This is a genomic window from Pseudomonas sp. FW215-R2 (assembly GCF_058789255.1).
On record NZ_JBYTBO010000005.1, the window covers coordinates 71,433 to 85,088 of the forward strand.

Below are 13,656 nucleotides of genomic sequence, written 5' to 3' on the forward strand. Positions count from 1 at the left end.
GTATCCTGGACGGTTCTTGTGGCCGGGCTGAGCCCGCACGCCAAAAGTACACAGATCTGTCTACCTGTTCAATAGAAAAGTAGACAGATCTGTGTACTTGCAATAGGCTGCACGCTGGAGAATTCTTATGACTATTGATGCTTCGGGTTTCAAAGACCTGCGCCTTGAGGAAATGGCCTCTCTCAAGCCCCGCGATCGTATTTTGAAAACGGCGATTACCCTGTTTAACGAAGGGGGCGTACACACGATCGGGATTGATCGAATCATTGCCGAAAGCGGTGTTTCCAAGAGGACTTTCTATAACTACTTCCCCTCGAAGTCCGATCTTGTTGCTGCCTATCTGGATTTTTCGCACTGGCTTCGGTTCACGAGCCTGAACAAGTACACCGCGCAGGCGGGTGGGGATGCGAGAGCTGAACTTCTGGCGGTTTTTGACTTCCTCGAATACTGGTTTTCCGAAGAGGATTTTCGAGGGTGTGCCTTTGCTCGTGGCCTGAATGACTTCAGCGACGAAGCTTCAAGTAACTTGCGTGCAAAGGTCAGTTTGCATTTTGACGAGTGGGCCAGTTTCATTGGCACTCGCTTGTCCCGGATCATGGAGCCGGGCAGGGCAGAGGTCATTCTTCCGCAATTTTTAAGCCTTATCACGGGCACGACCGTTGTTGCGCACGCCTCTGGTGATACCAGGATCGCGCAACTCAACAAGCGAGTTGCCGAGTTCTTGTTGAATTCTCAGGGCTGAGTCGGCTCGGAGCTCTTGTCAAAGCGGTGGGCGTATTCCAAAGGGGTTATACCGAAGTGGCGTGTAAAGGCCTTCCGTAGCACCTCGACGCTGCTATAGCCGTAGCGACGACAGATGTCGTGCATCGATTTCTCGCCAAACGCAAGTGAACGGCAGACCGCCTCCAGCCGAACGTTTTCGACGTATTTCGCGGGCGTGGTTTGCAGCTCCCGTTGAAACATCCGAATCAATGTCCTGATGCTGGTTGAGGCTCTGGCAGCCATTATCTCGACTGTGAGTTCCATATGCAGATGCTCGCTGATCCAGAGGCATAGCTCGTTCAGGTTTGAATCGCGTGCGCGTTGTGACTGCAATGCGAAGCTGAACTGCGCCTGTCCGGCTGGACGACGTAAAAACAGAACAAGGTTCTTCGCTATTTCCAGGGCAAGGTCATTTCCCAGATCCTCGGCGACAAGCGAAAGCGCCAAGTCAATTCCTGAGGAGATACCGGCGGACGTATAGACGTTGCCGTCTTTTATCCAGATGGGGGTTGGGTCAACTTTGATTTTGGGATAACGCTCAGCCAGGCGTCGAGCGACTCCCCAATGTGTCGTCGCGCTGCGCCCGTCCAGGAGACCTGCTGCCGCCAGGGCAAATGCTCCAACGCAGATGGAGCAGACGCGACGCACTGTCGGCGAGCGGGTTCGAATCCAGTCTATGGCGACTTGATCGATTTGTTCGAAGGTCATGGCGCCCGCGGTCACCAGCAGGGTGTCGATGGGTTTGTTAGAACGACACTCCTGCTCAAGTGTAACGTGCCCTTTGAGTCCAATGCCTGTTTCGCTCTCCAGGTGCACGTCAGGAGATGAGCAGACCAGTTCAAGTACGTATGGGGTCATTCCTCCGTCAGCCATTTGGTTCGCCCAAGCGAATACTTCTGCCGGCCCGATCACGTCGAGCGCGTCCACCGGTGGCAGGCCCAATATGACAACCCGCTTCTGCCCGGCATCTGTAGGCGGGGCGACTGGTTTCGTGTGCTTTGCCATTGGAATTGCGTCCGCGTATCCGGAGACAGGAAAAATATATCGGCAGAAGTCACCCGTGATTGGCAAATGAACTTCCCTCCATCCGCTGAACGGTCATCCACACACGTTGACAGTAGGAGCATGTGCTCGTAAATTAAATCACATAGGGGCATATGCTCTTATGTAAATTTTCCAGGGGCATTTGCTCCAGCTAATCGAGAGAGCCAAGATCATGAGCGCAGCTGAAATTCTTGTAAGTGGTGCAACGGGGCGTACCGGTGGGGCTACCATCGATGAGCTGCTCAAATTGGGAAAACGTGTCCGCGCTTATGTGCGCACGGACGATGAGCGAGCCGCAGCCCTTAGGGCGCGTGGCGTTGAAATTGCCATCGGCGACTTCACCAACATCGATGACATTCGCGCGGCGATGGAAGGCATCCGTTCGGCCTATTTCCTTTATCCGCTGGCATCGGGAATCATCGAAGGTGCAGCGTATTTTGCCCAGGCCGCAAAAGAGGCCGGGGTAGAGGCCATCGTGAACATGTCGCAGATTTCCGCGCGGCGTGAGTCCAAGAGTCATCTGGCACAGGATCACTGGATCTCTGAGCGTGTCTTCGACTGGTCGGGCATACCGACAACGCACCTGCGTCCCACGTTCTTCGCGGACTGGCTCGCTTACCCTCACTTCGCCAAGGAGATCTGGGCCAACAAAAAAATCGAATTCCCCTTTGCGAATGGTCGTCACGCTCCCATCGCTACCGACGATCAAGGGCGCGTTATCGCCCACATCCTGGCCAACCCGGCGGGGCACGGAGGTAAAATTTACAGCCTTCACGGCCCTGTCGAGATGAATCACACCGAAATCGCGGCGGCCATGAGCGAGGTGCTGGGTGCGAAAATCGAGTACGCCCCGACATCAATCGAAGAGTTCGAGCGTAAAATGACGCAGGAGTACAAGTTCCCGGCCGCCTTGACACAACATTTGGTTGAAGTCGCGCAGGATTACCAACAGGGAGTCTTTGCCGGTGTGAATGACATCGTGGAGAAGATCACCGGTACGGCTGCGCTGACCGTGCAGGCGTTTATCGAAAAGTACCGGGATGTCTATGCGTAAGCAGCCCGCTGGGCACTTGAAATAATCATCAGTAGTCACGAGGAAATATGCAGATGTTGCCGGTTAGCCAACCGTTAGGGATCGACCAGTGCAATTGTTCCGCGATAAGGAAGGCGAGCCGGCAGATCACTCGCTTTTACGATGCGCAGCTTGAGCCATCGGGTCTTCGAATCACCCAATACCTCACATTGGCAGCGCTCTATGAAATGGAGACTGCCGCGATCAATACGCTTGCTGAGCGTCTCGACATCGAGCGCACGGCGATGGGGAAAATGGCGGGCTTCCTGGAAAAAGGGGGATTGATCTCAATCAGTCCCTCACCCTCCGACGGTAGAAGTCGCCTCGCAGCACTAACCGAGGAGGGCAGGAACTTGTTCAAAAGAACCGCTCCACTCTGGCAAGAAGCCCAGCGTCAGTTTGAGCAATTGAATGGCACTGAAAACGTGGCTTCACTCCGGCAGGATCTGGCCCAAGTGAAAGTCGGTGATGTGAGTGGGATATCTGATGAGTGAAATGCTCCAGGGCGAGCCGGGATCCAGCGTTTACACCGTGCAAGTAGCAAGGCGGCCGATCCAGCTCACAGAGACAGTGAGCTGAATTTTTTTTGATACCAGGCGCTACCCAATTCAGGCGTCCCTCGATTCGAGAACTTCAGGATCAATGTACCCCGGTACTTTGGAGGAGAGCGATTGCTTCAATGCGCGAGTCCCCGCGTCCGCCAGAACCTCACTTTCCCCAGTTTCAATGGCGTCATAGGCTTGGCGAACTACTTCTATCGGGCTCGCCTTCGGCACATCAAAGTCCTTGGTGAGGTCAGTATCCACGAAGCCAACATGCAAGCCGACAACCTGGATGCTCCTTTCTTTGAGAGACAAACGTATGTTGTTGGTATAGCTCCATGCGGCTGCCTTCGATGCTGAATAAGGCGCAAGTATTGGCACGCTTCTCCAGGTGACATCGGACAGAACATTGATGATGCCACCGCTACCATTGTTGGGAAGGGAGGCCTGGAACGCGCCAGTCACGCGCATCAGGCCATAAAAGTTCGTCTCGAAAATACGCCGTGCCTGATCCTCTGCGTCTTCGGAAAATGGCGACTCGGTTATTTCCGCAATCCCGGCGTTGTTCACCAGCAGAGTCACATCGCAAGCGATCCGTGCCGCAGCAATGACGGACGCGGGATCGGTGACGTCGAGTTTGACTGGAACGATGCCAGGCTCGATGAAGCCTTCCGGATTACGGACGCCTGCATAGACTTTTGCAGCACCGCGAGCCAGCGCTTCACGGGCAAATGCCAGGCCGAGTCCGCGACTGGCTCCAGTCACGAACACGACTGAATCTTTGATCTTCATTTTTAAATACTCATCAGGAACCAGGAAGGAAAGGTCGTATCGCAGCAGCGGAGATATCTGGCGGCGTCAGTTGCCGATTCGTCGTTGAGCCGCCTATGTAGCGCTCGGCGATCATCCAGCCGTTATCGGTCTCGCGCAGTCGGTCAAGCATCGGCGAGTACATCCAGATCATCGGCAGGTAGTCACTCTCGGTCAGCTCGCCGTCGCTCATTTTCGGAGCGTCTTCAGGCACCGCATAGCGTACGAGCAGGTTGTGGTATCGGACTGCAACGAGCCCGTTTTCTTCTTCATCCACGATATGGCCCGAGCCGCAACGACTGACTCCAGGAACCAGATAGGGATAGATCTCAGTGAGGAAATGGCGGATGTTGGCTTCACCGCTGACTTCACCCTTGAAGTGGAAGACCTTGGCGTCGGCCGTAAACGAGTTGATCATTTCTTCGAGATCCCATGTCTCGAACAGCCAGTTCACTCGGTTGACGAAATCGATGGCACTTGCTCGCTTATCAGGATCAATCTTGCGAGCAGCAATCACTTTCGGAAAGAAGCGCATCATTACCTCCTAAACAGAACAACCAGCACTGACATCGCACAAAGCGAATGCTCGATTCGCTCATTCCGTCTTTCTCCCAATGAGGTAAACGCTCTTTATCGTGCCTGGAGCTATGTCCGCAGTTCCTGCATGAATTCATGAGTAGCTGCCGCAACCTCATTGGGATTTTCCAGGGGGGACAAGTGTCCGGTACCGGGCAGCACCTGCATTCGTGCGCCGGCTATTCGTGGCAATAATTCACTTTGAAGCGTAGCGGGTGGATCGACCTGATCGAACTCGCCTGCGATCACCAGAACGGGTACGTTGATGGACAAGACGTCTGCGGTAATGTCCTCAACCATACCGCCCAGTGGCCATGCAGCTTTGGCCTGCGGAGCGCCCCGAAGGCTGTCGACGATAACCTGCTCGTACAGCTCCGGAGTCAGGCTTTTTGCCGTGAGTACGTTATCGAGAGCCCAACTGATCGATTCCCGGCTGTCGTAGATCCTGGCCATTTCAGCCCGTTGTTCCGGTGAAAAGTTCATTGGTGACGGAGGCGACGGCGATACGAGGATCAGGCCCTGAAGTCCTGACGGCTGACCGGACGCAAATAGCTGCGCGACCTTTCCGCTCATTGAGTGGCCGACAATCACGTAGCGATCGAGGTTGAGGGTTTCAATGACGTCTTGCACGTCGTTTGCAAGATCACCCAGGGTGTAACCCTGCACGGGTGCATCCGACTCGCCCCAGCCTCGGTGATCCATGACAATCGACCGATACTGGCTATCAAGGTCACGGATCACACCGTCCCACGTCCGACTCGAACCGCCGTAGTAATGGAGAAACAGGAGCGCAGGCTCGCCGCTTCCGCTCTCGTTCACATATATCCGAGCACCTCGGGTCTTCACATGCATTTTGCTTCTCCGCGCTCAACGACGAACTCACAAACGCTGGACGTTGCGAGTCATGCAAGGTGTCAGCGAACATCAGTCTATGCCGCCTGAAGTGGGGGCAAGTGACATAACCCAGACGATTTCTGCCACTTTCTCTTTGTAGCGGCAGACGACATCCATCACGCGTGTTGGGCGACTGGTTTCTTATCCCGCTGTCTGATCGTCAATAGGGTCAAGGCCGCGATCAGGCAGAGCACGCCGCCGGTAAAGAACGCCGGTAAATAGCTAAGCAGTGCCACCCTTGACCATCCTGCCCCGAAGGCTGCGACAGCGGCCCCAATTTGATGACCGGCAAAGATCCAGCCGAACACCAGTCCCACGCGCTCTGCACCGAAGCGGGAAGCGGCAAGCCTCACCGTTGGGGGAACGGTCGCGATCCAGTCGAGTCCGTAGAACACGGCGAATAACGAAAGGCCGTAGATCGAGAAGTCAGTAAAAGGGAGCGCGATCAATGACAGGCCACGAAGGGCGTAATACCAGAACAGCAGCCGACGGTTGTCGAAGCGGTCGGAGAGCCAGCCGGACGCGACTGTTCCCATAAGGTCAAAAACACCCATCGCCGCCAACAGCCCGGCTGCTTTGACTTGCGAAATACCGAAATCGCCGCACATCGGGATCAAATGAACCTGAACCAGGCCATTGGTCGTTGCGCCGCAGATAAAGAATGTTCCGAACAGAATCCAGAAAATCCTGGTTCTCGCCGCGTCACGGAGGGCATCCAGAGAGGCCGTGATGATCGATGCGCCACTCGAAGTAACGGCAGGGATCGGGCCGGTGCCAACGTCGCCATAAGGTCGCAAGCCCATATCACTCGGACGATCCCTCATCACCAGCAGCACCGCCAGTGCAGCGATCACCAGCATGATGCACATCAAACCGAGTGCCCAGCGCCATCCGGAGTGATCGGTGATGTTCGCGAGGATTGGCAAGAAGATAAGCTGGCCTGTTGCCGTACTGGCGGTGAGAACACCGACGACAAGCCCTCGACGAGCACTGAACCATCGCGATGCGACGGTGGCACTGAGGGTCAGCGCAGTCATACCTGCGCCTATGCCGACCGCTATGCCCCACAGGATGAAAAGCTGCCAGATCTCGGTCATGCCCAGTGACAGCAAGAGGCTGATCACGATGACCAGCAGTGCCGTGAGGCTGACATTTCGTAAGCCGTATCTGTTCATCAGCGCAGCGGAGAAAGGAGCCATCAGACCGAAGAGCACGAAACGGATCGACAGCGCTGATGAGATTTCTACGGTGTTCCAGCCAAACTCCATTTGCATCGGAACGATGAAGACACCAGGTGCGCCGACCGACGCGGCGCTGATCAGGGCAGTAAAAAAGGTGACCGCGATCATGGCCCAGCCATAGTGAATATTACGGCGAGCGAGAGCAGTTGAGAGCCATCCGGAAATCATATGTTTTCTTCTTGGGGGAAGGGGATAGTGGAAAAACCGGCAGCCCTAAGCAGGTAAGCCTAAGTAATCCTCAACGATAAAAATTGACTGTTTCTGGATGATTTTTGCCAGATCTCGAAGCTGCTCACATCTGAGTGCCTGATCGTTGGGGGAGTGAAAACTGAAAATTGCGATTACGGATTCTGGAAAGCTCTCAATCCCTGTTGCACGGCAGGTCTGGCACTGACCGTGTTGAACCAGCGTGACAGGCGAGGGAGCGTCGTCCAATCCAGTTGTTCTCGTACTGATGTAGCAATGGTGAGCGCTGATATGTCTGCCATGGAGAAATGGTCGCCGGCCATGTAGGCATGGGTCAGAAAACTTTCCGAGTAGACCAGTTGTTCAATGACGCGCAGCTCGATTTTTGCGGCTGCCTCGTCCAGTCCATTTTGGCGCAAGAAGAAAGCGGCGTGGCTAGGCGCTATGACGTCAGTTACGAAAAAGAAATACCGATCGAAAACCCGATCACGTTCTGGCCCTGGTTGCACGGGAGCGAGCCGGCCGGGAACGCTGGCATCGGCGAACTGAATGATTGCGTTTGATTGGTTGATGATCCGTGCGGGTACCGATGTGTTATCAACCAGTGTCGGTACTTTCCCCGCAGGGTTGAGCGCCAGGTAAGCCGGATCGCGATGCTCCCGCGCCAACAAATCCAGTCTTCGCGCAGTGTAGCGTACACCAGCCTCTTCCAGTGCTATTGCAGCCCTCTGGCTATTGCCTGTTTGGGCGCCATACAGTTCGATGGTGGTATCCATTTGGTACTCCGTTGCTCGGAGGTGCTCGCCGAACACCATTTAGAGGAAGAGCAAACACCAACGCTATCAAGCCATGAATGCCTGCTTATTCATTCGCACGAACTCGCTGACCGTTTGAGGTGGTGTTCCGGTTACCTCGCTGATAATCTCGTCTTTGCCTTCGAAAACTCCATTTTGGTAGTCAATCGCCACTGCCATGAAGTGCTGGATCAAAAAGGCCGGCAGATTGTAGGTTTTCAAGTGTTCGCGATACTCCATCATGGTCGAGGGTGAGTAGGTGATAGTTCGACCTACAACGCTGCTGATTTCTGCAGCAATTTGCGCGTGGCCCAATTCGACAGGGCCGTGGAGTAAGTAGGTCTTCCCGACATGATCAGAAGGCTGCGTGAGCAGCGCCGCAATCAGGCGCGCCTGATCTTCTGCAGCGATTGGTGCATGTCTTCCCGTTCCATGTGGAAAGGTGATCTTGTTCTCTTTGACGATCTGATCCAACACCCATGGGAGCGTCAGCAATTCAGAAAAGAACGTCGGGCGTAAGTGGACAGTCGGGACATTTGACCAGTCGAAAATACGCTCTGCGACCCAGTGGTTGCGCGCGGCATGGCTCAACGAGTCTTCGCGAGCTGAAATCTGCGACATTTTAACGACGACTTCGAGGTTTGCTCTTTTAGCCGCATGCGCAAAGTAAGCAGCCGCCTCGACGTAGTCCGGGCGTACCGGGTAATACAGATAGGCGCCCGAAACGCCTTTCATCGCACGACTGACGTCGTCCCTGTCCAGGAGGTCACCCACAAAGATCTCAGCGCCATCGTCCTTCAGTATTTCACTGCGCTCATCTTCCTGTTGGATGAAAGCACGAACTGCGTGCCCCTCATTCAGGAGGTGGCGAATGGCACAGGTTCCTGTTTTTCCCGTGGCACCTGTGACGAGATACTTGCGTCCTTGCATGATGAAAACTCCGTAGTGATGGCGCACCGGTTGCGCGCCACACTGCACTGTCGCCCGATCTGTTGTATATCCGTCTACGGTCGCGATGTGTCAGTTGTCAAAACACAGTTTAAATACTGTTATCTGCAATAATTGACAATTTACAGGCGATTAGTGCCACGGCATCTCTTATTAGTCGCTGATTGGAGAAAAGCGGTGTGCATACTCTTTCGGACTCACACCAAGACGTCGTATGAATGCTTTCCTCAATACGTCTACGCTTTGGTATCCACTGCGACGTGCAACTTCTTCCATCGATCGAACCCCTAGCTCTATCGATCGACAGGCGGCCTCCAACCGGACGTTTTCGACGTATTTTGCAGGTGTGGTCTGCAGTTCTCGCTGGAACAGACGTATCAACGTTCTGACGCTTGTGGACAACCGGTCTGCCAGTATCTCGACTGTGAGTTCCGAAGTCAGATGCTCATTGATCCAGACACATAACTCATCCAGAGTCGAGCCAGACACATGCTGCGATTGAAGGGCGACACTGAATTGTGCCTGCCCTCCGGGGCGTCGTAGGAACAAGACGAGGTTTTTTGCCACTTCCATGGCAAAGCCATCGCCCAAGTCTTCACTGACCAACGCAAGCGCCAGATCAATCCCGGCAGAGACGCCGGCCGAGGTGTACACATTGCCGTCTTTGACCCAGATTGGATTCGGATCGACCTGCACAAGGGGATAGCGCTCGGCCAGGCTGCGTGTCATACGCCAATGAGTCGTTGCCCGTCGACCATTCAAAAGTCCCGCCTTGGCCAGGGCAAATGCACCAACGCAGATGGAACATACTCGCCGGATATTTTCGGATCTTGTCCTGATCCAGTCGATGGCGGCTTCGTCCAGCTGATCCTGCGCTTCCCAGCCTGAAACCACGATTAAGGTATCAATCGCTGCACTTTCATCACGCTCTTGCTGGAGTGTCTTGTGCGCCATAAGCGTAATGCCGGTGCAGCTTTCCAAGCGTAAGTCGGGGCCTATCCCCACCAACTCGAGGATGTAGGGCTCGTCGTCACTGCGGTGCAACTTATTCGCAAAGGCGAATACTTCTGCCGGCCCGGTGACGTCGAGAGAGTCCACGGGGGGCAGTCCCAAAATCACCACGCGCTTCTGCGCCCGACCTGAAAGCGGAGGTTTTGCTTTCGTTGTTCTGCTCAAAGCTATTTCTCACTGGAATGTGATGAATATGTTGGCATAAATCATCCGTAAATAGTCAATTGTGCCGGATGGCGATGTTTAAACTGAATGTCGAACCAACGTCATTCACAGGAAAGCAACCATGAACACTCCTATCATCATTGGCGGCTTCGGTGCCCCCGACTCTGAACTTGCCCGCAAGGCCTCCACTCTCGTCGAGCGCGTCCACCCACCGGCGCTGTTGCACCATGTACACCGGACATGGTGGTTTGCCGAATTCATCGGACAGAAGCGAGGCCTGAAATATGACCGCGAGGTGGTCTACCTCGCTGCGCTATTGCATGATTTGGGACTGACGAATGAGTTTGCTGCCGATCAGCGCTTTGAAGTCGACGGGGCCGATGCTGCTAGCCGCTTTCTGCTGGCGAACGGCTATTCGGAGTCGAAAGCTGAGCTTGTCTGGGACGCCATTGCCCTTCATTCCAGTGCAGGTATTGCTGATCGCAAGCAGTCGGAAATTGCACTTGTTTACATGGGCGCGCACGTCGATGTGATGGGGCTCTTCATTGAAGAGATCACACCTTCACTGATTGACGACACTCTTGCGCTGTACCCCCGTGTCGGGATGAAAGCGGCATTCACTGCTGCGGTCGCCGAAGTCGCTCGCAAGAAGCCCCACACGGCTATTGGCACTGGCCTTGGGGATGTCGGGCGCCGCCACATCCATGGTTTCGATTGCCCGAACGTGTGCGACCTGATCGATAACGCTCCATTCGATAGTTGAGGCGACGTTTTGCTTGCAGTGGCCAGTGACTTGCCGGCGCCATTGCTGACAAGTCAATGCACATGGGACACGCTCATGGAGGGAAGCAAAGGATTTTTAAGAAGCGGTAGTGTGTCCGGTGATATCGCGATCCACATTCCTGTCACCACCAGGAACACTGCGATCGGAGTCGCCAGCTTCTGGCCATTGGGCAGTACCTTCTCAGCGAACATCAACAGCGTCAGCAGCGCCATCCAGGTGGGGCTCATGACGCCGACAGCGAACATCACCGCCATCAGCGCCCAGCAGCAGCCGACGCAAACCATGCCGTGCCGCGCGCCCATCAGAACGGCGCCGACATTGCCGCCTCGCCAATAGCGAGCGAAAAACGAGAAAGGCGACCGACATCCCGTCAGACACACATTTTTCAGGGATGAGAGCTGAAATGCGCCGGCAACGATAAGTACAGCTCCTGCCCAGTACGGGCCCATACGGTTCCATGCAAGGAATTCCAGGCCGAATGACCGGATGGCGGAGTCCAGGAGATAGGCGGCCAGGCCGTAGCTCACCCAAGCGACACCATAGCCAGCGATGAAGCAGGTCATGCGCTGCGTTTGTGTGATGGGATTACTTCCCCGGGACTTCAGCATGCCCGCGAAGGCCGTAATGTAGTTGAGTTCTGACGGCAGCATCATTGCTGTCAGCATGACAACCCAGCCAGTAAGGTAAGTTGGCAGGTCGTGCAGTGGCGTTCCTGGCCCCTCGTCCATGTCGCCCATGACCGCGAGCATCTCGAACCAGGTTGCCAGGCTGAGCGCAACGACAACTATCGTCCATCCCAGCCCTTGTTGACCTCGTCCGAGGACTGAAGCCACCGCTCGTGAAGCGGATATGACGGTTTTCATCATGGTGCGTCCGGCCCATGCCAGTCGAAAGGAATGTGCTTGCTCGCTTGGCCGGCCGGAATATTTTGATCAAACCCGAAAGCTTTCCAGCGTCCGGCAACGCTCTTGCCCCAGGTAACAGGTGCGTCGGTCGGGCCGACTTCGCTGCCGGGAGGGTTGAAGCTCTGCAACAGCTTCGTCGGGTCGGAGGTCGGCCCCTTCAAGGCCTGGCCGCTCGCTTCGACCTTGTCATCGACCGTCACCCGCCAGCGCTCAAGTGTGCTCTCGATATCGACGGAAATATTCGCAAACTCGACGCCTCTGAGCTCACGTACATGTGTGGGCACAAACTGCGTCATCCAGCCACCGGCCGCTCCGGTGAAAATCGCTGCCAAAGCCGCTCTTTGGGCTTCATCGGCGTCTGCGTCGAGGAAAACCCCCGCATCCAGCCAGGCGCCATCCCAGAGATTGCCGGTGAAGTTGGCAAGCAGGACAACCTTCAGGCCTGCCATGGGAGTCGGGCCATAGTGACCCTCATTGATTCGGTACGCCCAAAGCACCTCGCAGTGATTGCCTGTAGGAGGCTGAGCGAATGTGCAGGGGCACGGCGAATTGCACGAACAGACATCCAGCCACTCACCTGAGATTCGCCACCGCGGAGTTTCAATTGCACCTACTTGATTTGCCATCTGCCAGCCCTTTTATTAGTCGGTAAATCTTTTGAGGATCATGGGCTGGAGAGCTGAAGGTGTCCCGTGGCGATTTCGACATAGATAGGGTTAATATCGACAAATGACATTACCTTCCAGCATTGAGATCGGCATCGTCCGATTTCCCGGCGTACAGCTCGCCGCCATCTACGGTTTGATCGATCTCTTCAAGGTTGCCGATCGCTTTGCCGTGCAGCATCACAACAAATCCTCAGCGTTCCTGCGGGTGAGCCAGTGGCATATTGAAGAAGCGAACGGGACGCCTGTCAGTGTCGATGAGGAAAGCGAGGAGGGGGATGGAGCGCCTTCCGTGTTGCTGATGCCACCTCGACTTGGTGGGCCGATATCGACACAGGAGGCCGCGCCCTTCGTTGAGTGGCTACTCAGCCATCATCGTGCAGGGACAACGTTGTGTTCCGTCTGTGGAGGCGCATTCCTGTTGGCTGAAACGGGGCTTCTATCCGGTCGGTCGGTCACTACACATTGGGATCATGCCGATCTGTTTCGGCAACGGTTTCCCGATGTGCATCTCGATACAGACAGATTGGTCATCGACGACGGCGATATCATCAGCGCGGGTGGATTGATGGCGTGGATTGATCTTGGCTTGAAGTTGGTCGACCGTTTTCTCGGGCCTGTCATCATGGCGCAAACCGCGCGCTATTTATTGGTAGATCCTCCTGGGCGAGAACAACGCTACTACAGCGCGTTTTCCCCGAACCTGACCCATGGCGATGCCGCGGTGCTCAAAACTCAACACTGGCTGCAGGCAAGTGGAGCGAAGGATGCGGCGCTTGCTTCGCTCGTAGCGCGTTCAGGGCTGGAAGAAAGAACCTTCCTTCGGCGCTTTCGAAAGGCAACGGGTTTTACGGCTATCGATTATTGTCAGAGACTGCGCGTTGGGCGGGCGCGTGAAATGCTGCAATTCAGCAACTTGAATGTGGAGTCTATTGCGTGGGATGTCGGTTACAGCGACACCAGTGCGTTCCGAAAGATCTTTATCAGGATTACGGGGCTGACGCCTGGTGAATATCGACAACGATTCAACGTGAGCCGACAGTGATTTTTGAGTCTGTGGACAGCGTTGAAATTTCAAGGCTTCAGGGTTTGCTGTTCTCCAGTGTGTGGTCACTGGTGCCGAACATGGTGTTGAGTCTGCCTTCAGTCGTCTCTACAGCACCCCCGCTTTCGCTTGCTTCGCAAAGCCAATCCTGATTGCCACCATTACAGGGGCAGCCAACGCAGCAGCAGTGTCACCGCCATGAATGCACTGTC

15 protein-coding genes are annotated in these 13,656 nt (G+C 55.2%); 5 read left to right on the forward strand and 10 right to left on the reverse strand.

Annotation, left to right across the window (positions count from 1 at the left end):
* Positions 1-127: 127 nt before the first annotated feature.
* Positions 128-742: a TetR/AcrR family transcriptional regulator gene (locus AC3WRD_RS08760; protein WP_102620264.1), complete on the forward strand. Its 615-nt coding sequence runs from the start codon at positions 128-130 to the stop codon at positions 740-742.
* On the opposite strand, the gene AC3WRD_RS08765 is transcribed toward AC3WRD_RS08760, so the two are convergent.
* Positions 733-1,767, reverse strand: a complete 1,035-nt coding sequence (locus tag AC3WRD_RS08765; protein ID WP_102620265.1) for a GlxA family transcriptional regulator — start codon at positions 1,765-1,767, stop codon at positions 733-735. The two genes, AC3WRD_RS08760 and AC3WRD_RS08765, sit on opposite strands and share 10 nt — an antisense overlap.
* Positions 1,768-1,978: 211 nt before the next feature.
* Between AC3WRD_RS08765 and AC3WRD_RS08770 the strand changes: the two genes are divergently transcribed.
* Together AC3WRD_RS08770 and AC3WRD_RS08775 are read left to right on the forward strand one after the other, a co-directional pair.
* On the forward strand, positions 1,979-2,860 hold the full coding sequence (locus AC3WRD_RS08770) for an NmrA family NAD(P)-binding protein (RefSeq protein ID WP_102620266.1): 882 nt from the start codon (positions 1,979-1,981) through the stop codon (positions 2,858-2,860).
* A gap of 47 nt (positions 2,861-2,907) precedes the next feature.
* Positions 2,908-3,372 carry a MarR family winged helix-turn-helix transcriptional regulator gene (locus AC3WRD_RS08775; RefSeq protein ID WP_256580637.1) on the forward strand — a complete coding sequence of 155 codons (465 nt, stop codon included), beginning with the start codon at positions 2,908-2,910 and terminating at the stop codon, positions 3,370-3,372.
* 114 nt (positions 3,373-3,486) lie between these two features.
* Here the strand turns inward: AC3WRD_RS08775 and AC3WRD_RS08780 are convergent, their stop codons facing one another.
* The 7 genes from AC3WRD_RS08780 to AC3WRD_RS08810 all read right to left on the reverse strand — a co-directional run bounded on the left by AC3WRD_RS08780 (position 3,487) and on the right by AC3WRD_RS08810 (position 10,045).
* Complete coding sequence (locus tag AC3WRD_RS08780) at positions 3,487-4,212, reverse strand: SDR family oxidoreductase (protein ID WP_102620267.1); 726 nt, start codon at positions 4,210-4,212, stop codon at positions 3,487-3,489.
* Positions 4,213-4,225: 13 nt separating this feature from the next.
* On the reverse strand, positions 4,226-4,765 hold the full coding sequence (locus tag AC3WRD_RS08785) for a hypothetical protein (RefSeq protein ID WP_102620268.1): 540 nt from the start codon (positions 4,763-4,765) through the stop codon (positions 4,226-4,228).
* Between the two features lie 110 nt (positions 4,766-4,875).
* Complete coding sequence (locus AC3WRD_RS08790) at positions 4,876-5,658, reverse strand: alpha/beta fold hydrolase (RefSeq protein WP_102620269.1); 783 nt, start codon at positions 5,656-5,658, stop codon at positions 4,876-4,878.
* A 158-nt stretch (positions 5,659-5,816) separates the two neighbouring features.
* Positions 5,817-7,049, reverse strand: coding sequence for an MFS transporter (locus tag AC3WRD_RS08795; protein WP_256580636.1), 1,233 nt, complete (start codon positions 7,047-7,049; stop codon positions 5,817-5,819).
* A gap of 233 nt (positions 7,050-7,282) precedes the next feature.
* Entirely contained in the window at positions 7,283-7,903 is a 621-nt protein-coding gene (locus AC3WRD_RS08800) for a glutathione S-transferase family protein (RefSeq protein WP_102620271.1), read from the reverse strand.
* A 66-nt stretch (positions 7,904-7,969) separates the two neighbouring features.
* Positions 7,970-8,851: an NAD(P)H-binding protein gene (locus AC3WRD_RS08805; protein ID WP_102620272.1), complete on the reverse strand. Its 882-nt coding sequence runs from the start codon at positions 8,849-8,851 to the stop codon at positions 7,970-7,972.
* A gap of 171 nt (positions 8,852-9,022) precedes the next feature.
* The gene (locus tag AC3WRD_RS08810; RefSeq protein ID WP_102620273.1) at positions 9,023-10,045 is read right to left on the reverse strand and encodes a GlxA family transcriptional regulator; all 1,023 of its coding nucleotides are present in this window, start codon (positions 10,043-10,045) and stop codon (positions 9,023-9,025) included.
* Between the two features lie 121 nt (positions 10,046-10,166).
* Between AC3WRD_RS08810 and AC3WRD_RS08815 the strand changes: the two genes are divergently transcribed.
* On the forward strand, positions 10,167-10,808 hold the full coding sequence (locus AC3WRD_RS08815; protein ID WP_102620274.1) for an HD domain-containing protein: 642 nt from the start codon (positions 10,167-10,169) through the stop codon (positions 10,806-10,808).
* A gap of 53 nt (positions 10,809-10,861) precedes the next feature.
* On the opposite strand, the gene AC3WRD_RS08820 is transcribed toward AC3WRD_RS08815, so the two are convergent.
* Positions 10,862-11,695, reverse strand: coding sequence for a DUF2182 domain-containing protein (locus AC3WRD_RS08820; RefSeq protein WP_102620275.1), 834 nt, complete (start codon positions 11,693-11,695; stop codon positions 10,862-10,864).
* Positions 11,692-12,360 (reverse strand): DUF1326 domain-containing protein, encoded by a 669-nt coding sequence (locus tag AC3WRD_RS08825; RefSeq protein ID WP_256580635.1) that lies wholly within the window; start codon positions 12,358-12,360, stop codon positions 11,692-11,694. The genes AC3WRD_RS08820 and AC3WRD_RS08825 overlap by 4 nt, the downstream gene beginning before the upstream one ends.
* 103 nt (positions 12,361-12,463) lie before the next feature.
* Between AC3WRD_RS08825 and AC3WRD_RS08830 the strand changes: the two genes are divergently transcribed.
* Positions 12,464-13,444: a GlxA family transcriptional regulator gene (locus AC3WRD_RS08830; protein ID WP_102620276.1), complete on the forward strand. Its 981-nt coding sequence runs from the start codon at positions 12,464-12,466 to the stop codon at positions 13,442-13,444.
* The last annotated feature ends 212 nt before the right edge of the window (positions 13,445-13,656 follow it).

Excerpts from the sequence above, each read along its gene's own strand:
- AC3WRD_RS08760 (WP_102620264.1), top strand. The coding sequence starts at position 128 with ATGACTATTGATGCTTCGGGTTTCAAAGACCTGCGCCTTGAGGAAATG.
- AC3WRD_RS08765 (WP_102620265.1), bottom strand. The coding sequence starts at position 1,767 with ATGGCAAAGCACACGAAACCAGTCGCCCCGCCTACAGATGCCGGGCAG.
- AC3WRD_RS08770 (WP_102620266.1), top strand. The coding sequence starts at position 1,979 with ATGAGCGCAGCTGAAATTCTTGTAAGTGGTGCAACGGGGCGTACCGGT.
- AC3WRD_RS08775 (WP_256580637.1), top strand. The coding sequence starts at position 2,908 with ATGCAGATGTTGCCGGTTAGCCAACCGTTAGGGATCGACCAGTGCAAT.
- AC3WRD_RS08780 (WP_102620267.1), bottom strand. The coding sequence starts at position 4,212 with ATGAAGATCAAAGATTCAGTCGTGTTCGTGACTGGAGCCAGTCGCGGA.
- AC3WRD_RS08785 (WP_102620268.1), bottom strand. The coding sequence starts at position 4,765 with ATGCGCTTCTTTCCGAAAGTGATTGCTGCTCGCAAGATTGATCCTGAT.
- AC3WRD_RS08790 (WP_102620269.1), bottom strand. The coding sequence starts at position 5,658 with ATGCATGTGAAGACCCGAGGTGCTCGGATATATGTGAACGAGAGCGGA.
- AC3WRD_RS08795 (WP_256580636.1), bottom strand. The coding sequence starts at position 7,049 with ATGATCGCGGTCACCTTTTTTACTGCCCTGATCAGCGCCGCGTCGGTC.
- AC3WRD_RS08800 (WP_102620271.1), bottom strand. The coding sequence starts at position 7,903 with ATGGATACCACCATCGAACTGTATGGCGCCCAAACAGGCAATAGCCAG.
- AC3WRD_RS08805 (WP_102620272.1), bottom strand. The coding sequence starts at position 8,851 with ATGCAAGGACGCAAGTATCTCGTCACAGGTGCCACGGGAAAAACAGGA.
- AC3WRD_RS08815 (WP_102620274.1), top strand. The coding sequence starts at position 10,167 with ATGAACACTCCTATCATCATTGGCGGCTTCGGTGCCCCCGACTCTGAA.
- AC3WRD_RS08820 (WP_102620275.1), bottom strand. The coding sequence starts at position 11,695 with ATGATGAAAACCGTCATATCCGCTTCACGAGCGGTGGCTTCAGTCCTC.
- AC3WRD_RS08825 (WP_256580635.1), bottom strand. The coding sequence starts at position 12,360 with ATGGCAAATCAAGTAGGTGCAATTGAAACTCCGCGGTGGCGAATCTCA.
- AC3WRD_RS08830 (WP_102620276.1), top strand. The coding sequence starts at position 12,464 with ATGACATTACCTTCCAGCATTGAGATCGGCATCGTCCGATTTCCCGGC.